At 64.0% G+C, this 13,820-nt stretch carries 14 protein-coding genes; 7 read left to right on the top strand and 7 right to left on the bottom strand.

The genetic code is table 11. From position 1 onward, the window contains the following. Nucleotides 1–100 precede the first annotated feature (100 nt). From BA190_RS12265 to BA190_RS12255, 3 genes are all read right to left on the bottom strand, one after another. Nucleotides 101–883: a DeoR/GlpR family DNA-binding transcription regulator gene (locus BA190_RS12265; RefSeq protein ID WP_068287004.1), complete on the bottom strand. Its 783-nt coding sequence runs from the start codon at nt 881–883 to the stop codon at nt 101–103. 54 nt (nt 884–937) lie between these two features. Continuing rightward, nucleotides 938–1,501, bottom strand: coding sequence for a class GN sortase (locus BA190_RS12260; RefSeq protein WP_068287001.1), 564 nt, complete (start codon nt 1,499–1,501; stop codon nt 938–940). Nucleotides 1,502–1,575: 74 nt separating this feature from the next. Then, a complete protein-coding gene (locus tag BA190_RS12255; RefSeq protein WP_082979709.1) occupies nt 1,576–3,831 on the bottom strand; it encodes a marine proteobacterial sortase target protein in 2,256 nt (751 codons plus the stop codon). Nucleotides 3,832–4,043: 212 nt separating this feature from the next. Here BA190_RS12255 and BA190_RS12250 point away from each other — a divergent pair, with 212 nt between their 5' ends. Next, entirely contained in the window at nt 4,044–4,814 is a 771-nt protein-coding gene (locus BA190_RS12250) for a helix-turn-helix transcriptional regulator (RefSeq protein WP_068286998.1), read from the top strand. Nucleotides 4,815–5,077: 263 nt separating this feature from the next. Here the strand turns inward: BA190_RS12250 and BA190_RS12245 are convergent, their stop codons facing one another. Further along, nucleotides 5,078–5,479, bottom strand: a complete 402-nt coding sequence (locus BA190_RS12245; protein ID WP_068286995.1) for a rhodanese-like domain-containing protein — start codon at nt 5,477–5,479, stop codon at nt 5,078–5,080. An 80-nt stretch (nt 5,480–5,559) separates the two neighbouring features. Further along, the gene (locus tag BA190_RS12240; RefSeq protein ID WP_068286992.1) at nt 5,560–5,886 is read right to left on the bottom strand and encodes a helix-turn-helix transcriptional regulator; all 327 of its coding nucleotides are present in this window, start codon (nt 5,884–5,886) and stop codon (nt 5,560–5,562) included. 79 nt (nt 5,887–5,965) lie between these two features. On the opposite strand from BA190_RS12240, the gene BA190_RS12235 reads away from it, so the two are divergent. Beyond that, a complete protein-coding gene (locus BA190_RS12235) occupies nt 5,966–6,709 on the top strand; it encodes a 3-oxoacyl-ACP reductase family protein (RefSeq protein ID WP_068286988.1) in 744 nt (247 codons plus the stop codon). A gap of 182 nt (nt 6,710–6,891) precedes the next feature. After that, entirely contained in the window at nt 6,892–7,476 is a 585-nt protein-coding gene (locus tag BA190_RS12230; protein ID WP_068287677.1) for a L,D-transpeptidase, read from the top strand. A 148-nt stretch (nt 7,477–7,624) separates the two neighbouring features. Here BA190_RS12230 and BA190_RS12225 read toward each other — a convergent pair whose 3' ends face one another. Beyond that, nucleotides 7,625–8,413, bottom strand: coding sequence for a 3-hydroxybutyrate dehydrogenase (locus BA190_RS12225; protein ID WP_068286985.1), 789 nt, complete (start codon nt 8,411–8,413; stop codon nt 7,625–7,627). Between the two features lie 279 nt (nt 8,414–8,692). Between BA190_RS12225 and BA190_RS12220 the strand changes: the two genes are divergently transcribed. Both BA190_RS12220 and BA190_RS12215 read left to right on the top strand, forming a co-directional pair. Then, nucleotides 8,693–9,436: an acetoacetate decarboxylase gene (locus BA190_RS12220; RefSeq protein WP_082979681.1), complete on the top strand. Its 744-nt coding sequence runs from the start codon at nt 8,693–8,695 to the stop codon at nt 9,434–9,436. Between the two features lie 129 nt (nt 9,437–9,565). Beyond that, on the top strand, nt 9,566–10,729 hold the full coding sequence (locus tag BA190_RS12215; RefSeq protein WP_068286982.1) for a patatin-like phospholipase family protein: 1,164 nt from the start codon (nt 9,566–9,568) through the stop codon (nt 10,727–10,729). A gap of 78 nt (nt 10,730–10,807) precedes the next feature. On the opposite strand, the gene BA190_RS12210 is transcribed toward BA190_RS12215, so the two are convergent. Beyond that, nucleotides 10,808–11,191, bottom strand: coding sequence for a gamma-butyrobetaine hydroxylase-like domain-containing protein (locus tag BA190_RS12210; RefSeq protein WP_245314693.1), 384 nt, complete (start codon nt 11,189–11,191; stop codon nt 10,808–10,810). Between the two features lie 314 nt (nt 11,192–11,505). On the opposite strand from BA190_RS12210, the gene moaA reads away from it, so the two are divergent. Next, entirely contained in the window at nt 11,506–12,513 is a 1,008-nt protein-coding gene (gene moaA, locus BA190_RS12205) for a GTP 3',8-cyclase MoaA (protein WP_245314703.1), read from the top strand. A 148-nt stretch (nt 12,514–12,661) separates the two neighbouring features. Then, a complete protein-coding gene (gene solA, locus BA190_RS12200) occupies nt 12,662–13,792 on the top strand; it encodes an N-methyl-L-tryptophan oxidase (protein WP_068286974.1) in 1,131 nt (376 codons plus the stop codon). The last annotated feature ends 28 nt before the right edge of the window (nt 13,793–13,820 follow it).

Raw genomic sequence — 13,820 nt, 5'->3', positions numbered from 1 at the left:
ATTGACAGGTCATTCGGCTTGCGTGTTGATTCCGGCGCACGCAATAGTCTGAGCGCCAGATCGATTGAATTCACTCATGACGAGCGGGAGCACAACGCCGTCAAACCGTCTCGGGCAAGAGAGAGACGATCCGGATCGTGATGCCGGCATTCTCGAGCATCTTGGCATCCCGATCCGACAAGCCGTCATCGGTGATCAGCACGCCCACCCTGGAGAGCGGCAGGGCGACGCTACGCGCACGGATGGCAAATTTCCGGCTGTCCGCCAGCACGACGACCTGATCGGCATTGGCGCTGAGATCGATGATGGTGCGCACCAGCAGGGGATGCGATTCCAATAGCCCATCCCGTCCAATGCCCTGGGCACCGAGAAAGAACTTCGATGCATAGAACGGCGGCGCCGGAGCGGTGGGGTGGATAATGCCGGGCTCGCGGTGCAATTCGCCGCCCGCGACCGTCAGGCTGCAGCTGCCGCGGTCGCTGAGAAAGGCGATCAGGGGCATGGAATTGGTATAGAGGCGCACATTGCGATGCGCGAGTTTCGCGCCGAGATAGAAGCAGGTGGAACCGCCATGGATGATGACGGAATCGCCATCGCGCACCAGCGTCGCCGCTTCCTCCGCGATCGCCTGCTTGGCTTCCACGGCAAGATCACGATTTTCGTCATAGGGCTTGGCCGCATGACGGCCGGGCGCGGCCGACCCGTCGAGCGCCGCGATGCCGCCATAGACCTTCTGGGCCTTGCCGGACTGGTCGAGCTTGTCGATATCCCGGCGAATGGTGGCAGCCGACACGCCCAGTTGTCCCTGCAGGTCGCGCACCGTGAGGAAGGGACGCTTGCCCAGAACCTCGATGATCCGGTTCTGACGGTTCAGTTCGCTCAAGGTTCGCTCCCATCGGACGTTTTGTGAGCAAACTAGATCATGGCGAGCGTCGCTTCAATCGATCTTCCTCATGCCTTCCTGTACCATCTCGGCGTGAACGAGGTAGCGCAGGGGGCCGCTGGTGACGGCGTTGAACGGCCAGCAGGTCGCCAGCACGAGATGGCGCCCGGGCGCGGCGGGGTCGATGCCGGAGCTGTCCCAACGGCGGATATCCTGCCCGGTCACACGATAGCGAACGGCGACGCCATCGCGCCGGATGACCTTGATCTCGTCGCCGAGCCGCATCTCGCCGAGAAAGGCGAAATGGGTATCGCGATGGGCGGCGTAGACGGCTGTCCCCGCCTCCCCGGCGGCCGGCGTGCCGGCCACGTGAGCCGGCCCGAACGCCAGGGCCTGCCCGCTCGCCCCCTCCAGCGCCACCGCGCTCCTGCCGAGGCGGGGCACCTCGATGCGGGCGGCGGGATAGGTATCCAGCCAGGACCAGGGCTTGACGATGGCGCCGCTGGCCACCGACTGGTCGAAGGCCCTGTCGAGCAGGATCTGGGCGAGGAAGGCCTTGGCGTGGATCCACATCCCCTGCCCGGCCAGGACCAGGCCGGCGCAGACCAGCCCGCCCATGACCAGCAACCGGGTCCTGGCAAACAAGGAAGCTCCCGCCGCTGCGGGCGGGAGCCTTTGGAGTTTGAGCGCAATCATGCGAATGCCCTGCGCCGGCGGGTCAGGAGGCCGAAGGTGAGGCCGCCGGCAAGCAGGAGGCCGCCGATGATCAGGCGCAGCTCTGCGTCGGTGGCGGTTTGCGGCAGACTGATCGCCCGCGAGGCGTCGATGGTCTGCACCTTCCTGCCATCGAGATCGAGCAAGGCCTGGCGCTGCTCGCGATCGGAGACCGTCTCGCCCTTGGTGCCGAACACCTTGTCGAAATCCCAGCCGGCCGGCAGGTTCAGCGGCACGTCGGAGCGGGACAGGCGCACGCCGCGGGGGCGGATCGGCGTCTTGTCGACGGCCACCAGGCTGGTGAGGCGGGTAACGAGGTGATGGTCGAGGGCGAGACCCAGAATGCGCTTGTCGGCATCCTCGCGGCTGATCTGGCGCAGCGTCTGCGCCACTTCGGTATCGTCGATCTTGCGGCGTGCCCACAATTTGGAGATGCCGGCTCCCTCGGCCGCGCCGGCAACCGGCAGCGAGACGGACCAGCCCTTGCCGTCGATGAGGCCGCGCACCTCAACCTCACCGGTGAGATGCTTGACCTTGGCCGCCAGCACCAGGGTCTCGCCATGATAGAGGTCGGGCAGGATGCGCGGCGTCACGTCAGCGGAGCCAGACGAGATGGCCACGTCGACATTGGTCATCGCCGGGCTCTCCAGCTTGTCGACCAGTTGCGTCATGCGCTCCTGCACCTGGTCGACGGAGCCGATCTGCATGAAGGCGCCGCCGCCGAGCTCGGCCGCACGGGTCATCAGGTAGGAATTCGGCGCCGAGCCGATGCCGACCATGAAGACACGGGAGCGACCGCGATGCGAGGCAATGGCGTCGAACAACTCCTGCTCGTTGTCGATGCCGCCATCGGTGATGAATACCACCTGGCGCAGAAAGCCCTTTTCGTCGGTATGGTCGTCCTTGAGGGCCTCCAGCATGGGCGCGACCATCATGGTGCCGCCATTGGCCTGGAGCCGCGAGACATAATCCTGGGCCCGCGCAATGTTCTCGGGCGTGGCCGCCAGCGTGCCGCCGAACAGGTTGGTGAAGGTGTCGTCGAAACGGATGACGTTGAAGCGATCCGATGGCGTCAGGCGGCCCAGCGCATAGGCGAGGCTGGCCCGGGCCTGCTCGATGGAGGTGCCACCCATCGAGCCGGAATTGTCGATCACGAAGGTGACGTCGCGCGGACGCTGGTCGGCCTGCGCACTCTTGAGGCTGGGCGGCGTGACATAGGCGATCAGATAGTCGTCGCTGCCGACCTTCTCGCGGAACAGGCCGACGCTCGGCGTCTGGCTAGGTTGGGCCTGCCAGGTCAATTCGAAATCGCGGTCAGCCGGCACCGGCCCCGAGGCCAGCTCGATATGGCGGGCTTGGGGGCCCTTGTCGATGATCTTGACGGGATGAAAGGCGCTCTTCACCTCGCCCAGCGCAAAGCCAGCGTCGAGATCGATGCGGATCTGCACGGGATTGACAGGCGCGTTCTCGCGCGGATCGAGGACGGGCGCCTGCGGCACCTCACTTGACTTCGGAGCCGGCGCGACAGCGCCCCAGCCCGACTTGTCCTGGAAGGTCACGGTCTGGGCCGAGCCGGCGCCGATTTCGCTCGGCGAGAAGCGTGGCGCCACCACCAAAGGCACCCTGAGAGAGAATGTATTGTCGGCCTGGCGCACCGGCTCCTGATATTCGATCTGGATGACCACCGTGTCGCCGGGGCCGATATTGGCGATCGAGTTCATGAACATATTCGGCCGCTGCTGCTCGACCAGCGCCGCCTTCTTGCCCTCGGCCTTGGCACGCTCATAGACCAGCTTGGCCTGCTGCTTTTCCTTGATATCAGCCACAACGACGCGCTGGCCGATCACCATCTTCATGGTGTCGACTGCGGCGCCGTCGGGCAGCGGGAAGACATAGATGCCCTCGACCCAGGATTTACTCGGGTTGTGGAACATCTGGGTCAGCGTGGCGCGAATGGTAGGGCCACTGACGCTGAGCTGGACGTCGGTGGCCGTCCTCACGGCTTCGACATAGGAGCCGGGATCGTCCGTGCGCATCAGCAGGGACCCCGCCTTGACGTCGTCGACGGTGATGCGCGGAGCGGCATACGCACCCACCACGAAGATGAGGAAGGTTACAAGGACCAGCACCGCCATGAGGAAACGTTCGGCCAACGCAATCAGCGCGGCGCGACCGATGCCGGAATGAGGGTGCCGTCGTCTGCCGGTTTGGCGGCCGGCAACCGCTTGGTTCATGTGCATGTCGTCCTCGTTGAACGCTATCCGGCCTCGTGTGGCCTGGTTCCGTTCTGCTCCCGCGAGGACTGTGCGTACGAGCTTCATTAACTGCGTTTGTTAGGCATAAACCGTCACAAATCGCCTTGCCGGCTGTGGACTCCTGCGGCAATGTCCGGTTTTGTACGTGATTGTGCGCAGAGCCATGTCGGCGGCGCTATAGGACCGGTTTCGTGACGTCGGACAGCGAGTTTTCCAGCGAACAAGCCCACCAGATCACGCTCGCGGTGCGCGAGGCCCTGGCACGTCGGCGCATTTCGCGCCAGACCCTCGCCGAAAAGGCCAAGATCAGCCTGTCGACCTTGGAAAAGGCCCTTTCCGGGCGGCGTCCCTTCACGCTCGCCACCGTCATTCGATTGGAGGAAGCCCTCGGCGCCGGCCTGCGTCATGCCGATCACGCTTCCGCCCCGGCTGCCCTCCAGGGTGGCGGCACGGCGCCGGAACATCTGGGTTCCTACACCAAGGCGGCCGTATCCTGGCTCACCGGCAATTACCTCACGCTGCGCCCCTCCTTCGGCGAGGCCGGGGCGGTGTTTGCCTATCGCACCGAGATCACCTGGAGCGACAGCGCCTCCCGCCTGATCTTCCGCGAGGCCGAGCGCCTCGACACCGGATTCAACCAGCAGGGTGAGGTCTCTGTGCCGAACCAGTCCGGCCATGTCTATCTGGTGACGTCGATCAGCGGGCAATACCGGGTGGCGGTGGTCGGTCGCCCGATGAATACCGGCGAGATGTACGGTATCCTGACGTCGCTGCGCGCCGGCCGCGGCACGCAGCTCACGCCGGTCTCGGCGGCCATCGCCCTGGTGCCCATTCCTCCCGGCCGCGAGGCGGACCTCTCCTTCGGCCGGATCGGCCCGTTGCACCGCCACTATAATGCCTATCGCGAGCATCTCGACCGCGTGACGGCGGAGGAGTTCGCCCTGTTCAAGGCAGGGCCGTAGAGGCACCCTGGTCAAGATGTTGTGGTGTGAAGTCCAGATGGAGCTGTGCAACCCCTCATCCGGCGCTTCGCGCCACCTTCTCCCGCAAGGGGAGAAGGCGATAGGCTTGCTCTGCGCAGTCAGAAAAAGCCTCCTTCTCCCCCTGCGGGAGAAGGTGCCGGCAGGCGGATGAGGGGTCACGATGCTCTATCCCGGCCTTTTCTCGGTTCGTTCGAAGGACATCGAGGCGGTGGGCCTTAGGACGAGCCCGAAGACCCCCAAGCTCAAGCGCCATCGCTAGCAAAGGCCAGGCCTTCGTCGGCCCAGCCCGTCAGGCCGCCGATCATGACCTTCACCGGACGGCCGAGCCGGGCAAGCTTGAGGGCCGCCTGGTCGGCCCCGTTGCAGTGCGGGCCGGCGCAATAGACCACGAAAAGGGTATCGTCAGGCCACTGCGCCATGCGCCCGGCATCGATTTCGCGATGCGGCAGATGAAGGGCACCCGGAACATGCCGGCGGCGGAAGGTCTCCGACGAACCGACGACATGCAGCAGTACGAAATCCTGCTCTCCGGAGGCAAGCGCCTGGGCCACGTCCGAACAATCGGTCTCGACCGACAGCCGGCGCTCAAAATGGGCGATGGCAAGGTGGGATGGGGCCGCTGGGATGGCGCTGACCAGGCTCATGATCGTCTCCTCTTGCTTGGATGCGATCCTGATAGGCCATGCCTGCCGCTGCAGGGAACTGTCGCGACTGCCAGTCTACGTCAAGATCTGGCCAAAGCTTCCTCTGCCGCAACCAGAGCCAGCAAGCCAGGAAAGCGCGTCTCGATGTCCTGGCGGCGCAAGCTGGCAGCCCGGCTGTTGCCGCGATCGAAATGCCAGATCAGGCCCGCCTCGCGCAGCACGCGGAAATGATGGGTCAGCGTCGCCTTGCTGACCTCGAAGCCGAAGGAGGCGCAGTGCCGCGCCGTGCCGTCGGGTGCCTGGACCAGTTCGGCGATCACGCGGCGGCGCAGCGGATCGGCCAGCGCCGCCAGCAATTTGCCGAACTGCATTTCTTCCGGCTCGGGATGGCCTTCGCGATCGGCCATGAGCAACCTCCAAGGTAAGCCTTGCATCGTACCTATGCGATCTGCTAGGTAAGGTGAACATCTTACCAAGGAGATCCTCATGATCAAGACCCTGTCGGGCAAGGCAGCCATCGTGACTGGAGGAAGCCGCGGGATCGGCGCAGCCATCGCCCTGCAGCTGGCGGAAGCGGGCGCCGATGTCGCGATCACCTATGCGAGCCGGGCCGACAGCGCCGACGCCGTGGCCGAGCAGATCCGGGCCACTGGCCAGCGTGCGCTGGCGATCAAGGCCGACAGCGCCGACGCCGGCGCCGTCCGTAGCGCCGTTGACCAGGCAGCCACCGCGTTCGGCCGCCTCGACATCCTGGTCAACAATGCCGGCATTTTCACTGGCGGCACCGTGGAACAAGTCACCCTCGAAGATTTCGACCACATCATAGCCGCCAATCTGCGCGGTGCCTTCGTCGCCTCCCAGGCCGCCGCCACTCATATGGCAGAAGGCGGGCGCATCATCTCCATCGGCTCCAACCTGGTCGGCCGCGTCGGGCGCGCCGGCATCGGTCTCTATGTCATGAGCAAGGCGGCCCTGACCGGCCTCAGCCAAGCCATGGCCCGGGACCTCGGCCCGCGCGGCATCACCGTCAACATCGTTCATCCCGGCCCGACAGATACCGACATGAACCCCGCCACCACCGAACGCGCCGACCAGGCACGGGCCGCGATGGCGATCCCCAGATATGGCGAGCCCGGGCAGATCGCTGGCCTGGTCGCCTGGCTGGCAAGTCCGGAGGCGCAATATGCCACGGGTGGCGCCTATACCATCGATGGCGGCACCAATGCTTGAGAGATCTTGTGCCGATACGCACAGCATGTTTCGGCCAAGTGTTGTTGAGAGGACACAGGCCTTGATTTTTGCGTGAAGACTAGCGGTTGACAGTCGTCCACCAGTTGAAGAATCCGAAGATCGGGGCTCTGTTCATTCAAGTGAGATCGAAGAATTTCGATCAAACCATTCGGGGCTTCATCATGCGTCGTCTTTTGACAGGCCTGGTCTTGGTGTCGAGCTTGAGCATCGCCTCAAGCTCGGCCAACGCAGCCAGTATCTTCGAGAAATTGTTCGGCAGCCCGCGCGAACCTGCCAATGCAGGCGCCGTCGCCGCCGTCTCGCCGATCCCGCGCGAGGTAGTGAGCTATAGCGGCCGCGAGAAGCCCGGCACCATCGTGGTCAATTCGCCGGAACGGCGGCTCTATCTTGTTCTCGAAGACGGCACGGCCATGCGCTACGGCGTCGGCGTTGGCCGTAAGGGCTTCGAATGGGGCGGCGTGCACCGCATCTCGCGCAAGGCCGAATGGCCTGGCTGGACGCCGCCGCCGCAGATGCGCAAGCGCCGGCCGGACCTGCCCGCCTATATGGCCGGCGGCATCCAGAACCCGCTGGGCGCCCGGGCGATGTATCTGGGATCCTCGCTCTACCGCATCCATGGCTCGAACGAGCCGCAGACCATCGGCCAGGCCGTGTCGTCGGGCTGCATCCGCATGACCAATGACGACGTCACCGACCTCTACGAGCGGGTGAAGGTCGGCACCAGGGTGGTGATCATCCGCGGCTGACAATCGTCGTCATCCCGCGCGCGATGCAGCATGTAATGCTGCGTCGCAGACGCGGGACCGTGCTCCGAATAGAGCGTCTCTCTCCTCCTGCGGTCCCGGCTCTGCGAAGCGTCACTACGTGCCGCATCGCGTCCGGGATGACCCTGGGCTACTGCGCCGTCCAGCCCCCGTCGACCGGCAGGGTGGTACCGGTGATCTGCCTGGCGGCATCGCTGCACAGGAAAAGCGCGACGGCCGCGATTTCGTCGACCGTGACGAATTCCTTGGTCGGCTGCGCTGCGAGCAGGACGTCATGCTTGACCTGCTCCTCGGTCAGCCCGCGCGCCTTCATCGTATCGGGAATCTGCTTTTCCACCAGCGGTGTCCAGACATAGCCGGGGGCGATGGCATTGGCTGTGATGCCGTGCTCGGCGACTTCGAGGGCCACCGTCTTGATCAGGCCGGTCACGCCATGCTTGGCGGCGACATAGGCGGATTTGAACGGCGAAGCCACGAGCGCATGGGCCGATGACGTATTGATGATGCGGCCCCATTTGCGCTGCTTCATGCCGGGAATCGCTGCCTTGATGGCATAGAAGGAGGCGATCAGGTTGATGCGGGTGATCGCTTCCCACTTGTCGTCGGGAAACTCGTCGATCGGGGCGACATGCTGGATGCCCGCATTGTTGACCAGGATGTCGAGGCTGCCGAAAGCCTCCTCGGCCTCGTGGATCATGGCGGTGATTTCGGCCCCAACCATCATGTTCGCGCCGCTGTAGCGGCACTTCACGCCAAAATCCTTTTCGATGCCGGCCCGCTCGCGCTCGATGGCATCGGCGTCGCCGAAACCGTTGATGGTGACGTTGGCCCCTTCGGCCGCCAGGGCTCGGGCAACGGCGAGGCCGATGCCGCTGGTCGAGCCGGTGACCAGGGCATTGCGGGAGGAGAGTTGGGCCATGTTCATCTCGTCAGGCAGGAGGTGGGAAGGTGCGGCGGACAGGACCGCCGGCCCGGAAGCTGGCATGGCCAGATGTCGCCTTTATTACACCGGCCCTCGGCTCCCAGAGCGCCTTGCAACGAGACGGGATCACCCAGAATCGCAAAGACGCTCGGGGACGATGAGTGGGAGCGAGCAGGCGTTCAGGCATGAACGCGCTTTGCTCCAGCGGACATGGACCTGTCATGCTGCCATGCAACATAGGCCGAGATCCTCCCCGCTTTTCATGAAGGACATCCCGTGGATCAAGCCGAAGTCGTCAAGCGCGCCTATGCGATGCCGCTGACCAACCCCTCCTTCCCGCCCGGCCCCTACCGTTTCTTCGACCGCGAATACATCATCATCACCTACCGCACGACGCGCGAGGCGTTGGAAGCTGTGGTGCCCGCCCCGCTCGAGATCGACGAGCCGCTGGTGAAATACGAATTCATCCGCATGCCCGACTCGACCGGCTTCGGCGACTATACCGAGACCGGACAGGTCATTCCTGTGCGGTTCAAGGGTCAGCACGGCGCCTATGTCCATTCGATGTATCTGGACGACGACGCTCCCATCGCCGGCGGGCGCGAATTGTGGGGCTTTCCCAAGAAGCTGGCGACACCCAAGATCGTGCATGAGGGCGAGGTCATCGTCGGGACGCTCCATTACGGCAGCGTGCTGTGCGCCACCGGCACCATGGGCTACAAGCATCGCCCCGCCGATCGGCAGGCCGTGCTGGACTCGCTCGGAGCGCCCAACTTCCTCGTCAAGATCATCCCGCATGTCGACGGATCGCCACGGATCTGCGAACTCGTTCGCTATCACCTCACCGACGTGACGCTCAAGGAAGCCTGGACGGCCCCCGCCGCGCTGGAGCTGCACGCCCACGTCATGGCCGATGTCAGCCGCCTGCCGGTGCTGGAAGTCGTCTCGGCCGTGCATTTCGTCGCCGACCTCACGCTCGGGCTCGGCGAGGTGGTGCACGACTATCTCGCCGCCCGCTGATCCAGCCTAGAGCAAAGCGCGTTCAAGCGTGAACGCTTTTTTACTCTAAGTCTTTGGTTCAACGCGTCTTTGCGATTCTTGGTGATTCCACCAAATCGCAAAACGCTATGCCTGATCGGAGTTTCCATCGTGCTCGAACGCAATAGAGACAAGGCCGCGCGCGCCACCATCGAGGAGATCTCGGCGCAATATGATCGCATCGCCCTGGTGTTCCAGGGCGGCGGTGCGCTCGGTGCCTACCAGGCCGGGGTCTATGAGGCGCTAGCCAATGCCGGCTGCGAACCGAATTGGCTTTCGGGTGTGTCCATCGGCGCCATCAACGCCTCGATCATTGCCGGCAACGAACCGCGCCACCGACTGCAGCGGCTCGAGCAGTTCTGGCAGACGATCTCGGGCCGCAAGATCTGGGCCTATACGCCGGAAGGCGATCTGTTCCGCGACATCCGCAACCGCACCAGTTCCTGGATCACCATGTCGCAGGGCCAGCCCGGCTTCTTCAAGCCGCGCCTGCCCAATCCCTGGCTAGAGCTTCCGGGCGCTGAAGGGGCCACCAGCTTCTACGACACCTCGGACCTGAAGCGGACGCTGGAAGAGGTGATCGATTTCGACATCCTCAACGATGGCCGCAAGCGCCTCAGCGTCGGCGCCGTCAATGTGCGCACCGGCAATTTCGTCTATTTCGACACGGACGAGATCCGCATCGGCCCCGAGCACATCATGGCCTCGGGCGCCCTGCCGCCCGCCTTTCCTGCCATCCGCATCGAGGGGGAATATTACTGGGACGGCGGCATCGTCTCCAACACGCCGCTGCAATATCTGCTCGACCAGGAGGAGGAGCGCAGCTCGCTGGTCTTCCAGGTCGATCTCTTCAGCGCCCGCGGCACCCTGCCCCGCAGCATGCCGGACGTGCTCTCGCGCCACAAGGACATCATGTATTCGAGCCGGACACGCCAGAACACCGACAATTTCCGGCGTATCCACGGCATCAAGACCCATCTGATCGATGCGCTGAAGCGCGTGCCCAAGGACCTGCTGACGCGGGACGAACAGGCGCTCATCGACAGCCATGCCAAGCTCGGCCTCGTCAACATCGTGCACCTGATCTACCAGCACAAGAATTACGAGGGACACGCCAAGGACTATGAATTCTCAGGCACCTCGATGCGCGAGCATTGGGAGATGGGGCTGGAGGACACCCAGCGCACATTGCGCCATCGCCAATGGCTGCTGCCTCCCACGGATGCGGAAGGCGGCATGGCCATCCACGATCTGCATCGCGAGGACCCTACCTGAGGCGAGCGAAGTAGCAATCGCTCCCTCACCCTCCCCGACTCGGGTGAGGGTGAGGGATAGCGTCAAGGCGGAAAACACTCAGCGCTGCCCCGGCCTTTCGCGTGACAGGCCCTTCTCCTTGAGGTCGGCGAGATAGGAGGCCCAGCGGCTCTCCTTCTCTCGGCCGAGCTCCGCCAGGTAGGTCCAGGTGTAGAGCCCGGTATTGTGCATGTCGTCGAAGGAAATGCGCACGGCATAGTTGCCGACCGGATCGAGGGCCAGGATGGCCACATTGATCTTGCCGCCCACCGTCTTGCGCTCGGCGGCACTGTGGCCCTGCACCTCGGCACTCGGCGACATCACGCGCAGCATCTCGGCGCTGAACATATGGGACTGGCCGTCGTCGAAACTCACGGTCAGGGTCTTCTTGTCCTTGGATAGGCGCAATTCGGTCGGCCAGGCCTTCGCGACGTCTCCGCTCACGGCATCTTCCCTTTTCTGTTCTGATCGCCACATAAGGAGAAGGTGGATGCTGCGCAAGCCGCAAACTCAAACCGATGCTGTTTGAGCATTCGGCTCAGACTCTGCGACATAATGGCAGTTTGCCTAGACTATCATTGGTGTTTGTGCCGTCGTCGGCTTAGAAGAATACCAAAGGGGACATGCCCCTGAAGCGTTTTTCGATCCGGTGCCTTGCCAACCGTCGCAAGACGCATCGAAACAGGGAGTTGGAGCGGGAGGCTTTCATTCAAGAGCGCCTTGCTTCCGGGAGTATGAACGTGCTGGATGATCATGCCATGGCGGACATGCCGCCAATGATCGACCCTTTCGGGCGCGCGATCAATTACCTGCGTGTTTCCGTAACGGACCGCTGCGACTTTCGCTGCGTCTATTGCATGTCCGAGGACATGACCTTCCTGCCCAAGAAGGACCTGCTCACCCTCGAGGAGCTCGACAGGCTGTGCAGCGCCTTCATCGCCAAGGGTGTTCGCAAGCTGCGCTTCACCGGCGGCGAGCCGCTGGTGCGGCGCGATATCATGACTCTGTTCCGCTCGATCTCGCGCCATCTCGACAGTGGCCGGCTCGATGAGCTCACCGTGACCACCAACGGCTCGCAACTTGCCCGCTACGCCGCCGAACTCAAGGATTGCGGCGTCAAGCGCATCAACGTCTCGCTCGATACGCTGGATCCGACCGCCTTCAAGGCGATCACCCGTTGGGGCGATTTCGCCAAGGTCATGGATGGCATCGACAAGGCCCAGGCAGCGGGCCTTGCGGTGAAGATCAATGCCGTCGCGATCAAGGGCATGACCGAGGACGAAGCGGTCGGCTTGATCGAATGGGCCCATGGCCGCGGCATGGATCTCACCTTCATCGAAGTGATGCCGATGGGCGACGTCACCGGGCATCGGGTTGACCAATATCTGCCGCTTTCGGTGCTGCGCGCCCAGCTGCTCGACACCTACACGCTGGATGACATTCCCTATAATACGGGCGGCCCGGCCCGATATGTGCGCGTTCGCGAGACCGGCGGCCGCCTCGGCTTCATCACGCCGATGACCCATAATTTCTGCGAAAGCTGCAACCGGGTGCGTGTCACCTGTACCGGCACGCTCTACATGTGCCTGGGTCAGGAAGATGCCGCCGATCTGCGCGCGCCCCTGCGTGCTTCCGAGGCCAACGATCTCCTCAACGCCGCCATCGATCGCGCCATCACCCGCAAGCCCAAGGGACATGACTTCGTCATCGACCGGCGTACCAGGCAGCCCGCCGTCAGCAGGCATATGAGCGTGACGGGGGGATGATGGAGCGCGGACATCTCAGCGACATGAAGACATGTCGCGATGTCCGCTCTTGGAAACGCTACGCCCGCAGGCGAGGAAGGGCGGACAGGATGTCCGCGCTCCCAGGGGTTGAAGACTCGGCCGGTTTGCCTTCCACTTGTCTCCCATAATGTCCAAGACCTTTGATGTAATCGTCGCCGGTGTCGGCGGCATGGGATCGGCCACCTGCTATCAGCTCGCCAAGCGGGGCGTGCGTGTATTCGGCCTCGAGAAATTCGAAATCGGCCATGCGATGGGTTCCTCGCATGGCCTGACTCGCATCCTGCGCCTCGCTTATTTCGAGGGCGAAGCCTATGTGCCCCTGGTGCAGCGGGCCCGGGAGTTGTGGATCGAGACCGGCAAGCTCACCGGCGAGCCGCTATTCTTCGAGGTCGGCGCGCTCGACATCGCCCATGAGGGCAGCGGCATCGTCGAGAAGGCACTCGAGGCCAGCCAGGCCCATGGCCTGGAGCACGAATTGCTCGATCGCGACGCCATCGAGGCACGCTATCCCTTCACGCTCGACCGCAATCATATCGGCCTCTACCAGCCCCAGTCGGGCTTCGTGGCTTCCGAGCGGGCCATCCTCGCCCATACGGCACTCGCCCTGCATCACGGCGCCGAGATTCACGGCTGCGAAGCCATGCTGGGCTGGGAGCCGACAGCGGATGGCGGGGTGCGCGTGACGACCGACCAGGGCAGCTACGAAGCCGGCAGGCTCATCCTGTCGCCCGGTGCCTGGATCGGGGAACTCGTGCCCGCGCTCAAGCGCTCGACCGAGGTGGTGCTGCAGACACTCGGCTGGTTCGCCCCTGCCCGGCCCTCCCTCTTCGACCTCTCCCATTTCCCGGTTTTCACGCTCGAAGCCGACGAGGGGCATTTCTACGGCTTCCCGCTCTGGCAGCATCCGGGATTCAAGCTCGGCTCCCCGCATTATGGCGGCGAAGCCTACGACCCCGACACGCCCAACCGGGAGCCTTCGCCCCGGCATCGCGAGCAATTGCGAGCCTGCCTCGCCAAGCACATTCCGGGCGCCAATGGCGACCTGCTCGGCCTCAAGGCCTGCATGTATACGATGACGCCCGACGAGCATTTCATCATCGATACCCTGCCCGGCCACGAGCAGGTCATCGTCGCCTCGCCCTGTTCGGGCCATGGCTACAAATTCGCCAGCGCCGTCGGCGAGGCCCTCGCCGAGCTCGCCACCACGGGCAGCAGCCGTCTCGACCTTGGCATGTTCAGCCTCGGGCGCTTTTCTTGAGATTCCCTCGGTTTGTCTTTGCCAAATC

The organism is Labrys sp. WJW (genome assembly GCF_001676615.1).
Taxonomy (GTDB): Bacteria; Pseudomonadota; Alphaproteobacteria; order Rhizobiales; family Labraceae; genus Labrys; species Labrys sedimenti.
Note: the sequence above shows the minus strand (reverse complement) of the source record. Positions and strands in the feature narration are given on the sequence as shown.

Excerpts from the sequence above, each read along its gene's own strand:
- BA190_RS12255 (WP_082979709.1), bottom strand. The coding sequence starts at position 3,831 with ATGAACCAAGCGGTTGCCGGCCGCCAAACCGGCAGACGACGGCACCCT.
- moaA (WP_245314703.1), top strand. The coding sequence starts at position 11,506 with ATGGCGGACATGCCGCCAATGATCGACCCTTTCGGGCGCGCGATCAAT.
- BA190_RS12225 (WP_068286985.1), bottom strand. The coding sequence starts at position 8,413 with ATGGCCCAACTCTCCTCCCGCAATGCCCTGGTCACCGGCTCGACCAGC.
- BA190_RS12230 (WP_068287677.1), top strand. The coding sequence starts at position 6,892 with ATGCGTCGTCTTTTGACAGGCCTGGTCTTGGTGTCGAGCTTGAGCATC.
- BA190_RS12260 (WP_068287001.1), bottom strand. The coding sequence starts at position 1,501 with ATGGGCGGGCTGGTCTGCGCCGGCCTGGTCCTGGCCGGGCAGGGGATG.
- BA190_RS12245 (WP_068286995.1), bottom strand. The coding sequence starts at position 5,479 with ATGAGCCTGGTCAGCGCCATCCCAGCGGCCCCATCCCACCTTGCCATC.
- BA190_RS12240 (WP_068286992.1), bottom strand. The coding sequence starts at position 5,886 with ATGGCCGATCGCGAAGGCCATCCCGAGCCGGAAGAAATGCAGTTCGGC.
- BA190_RS12235 (WP_068286988.1), top strand. The coding sequence starts at position 5,966 with ATGATCAAGACCCTGTCGGGCAAGGCAGCCATCGTGACTGGAGGAAGC.
- solA (WP_068286974.1), top strand. The coding sequence starts at position 12,662 with ATGTCCAAGACCTTTGATGTAATCGTCGCCGGTGTCGGCGGCATGGGA.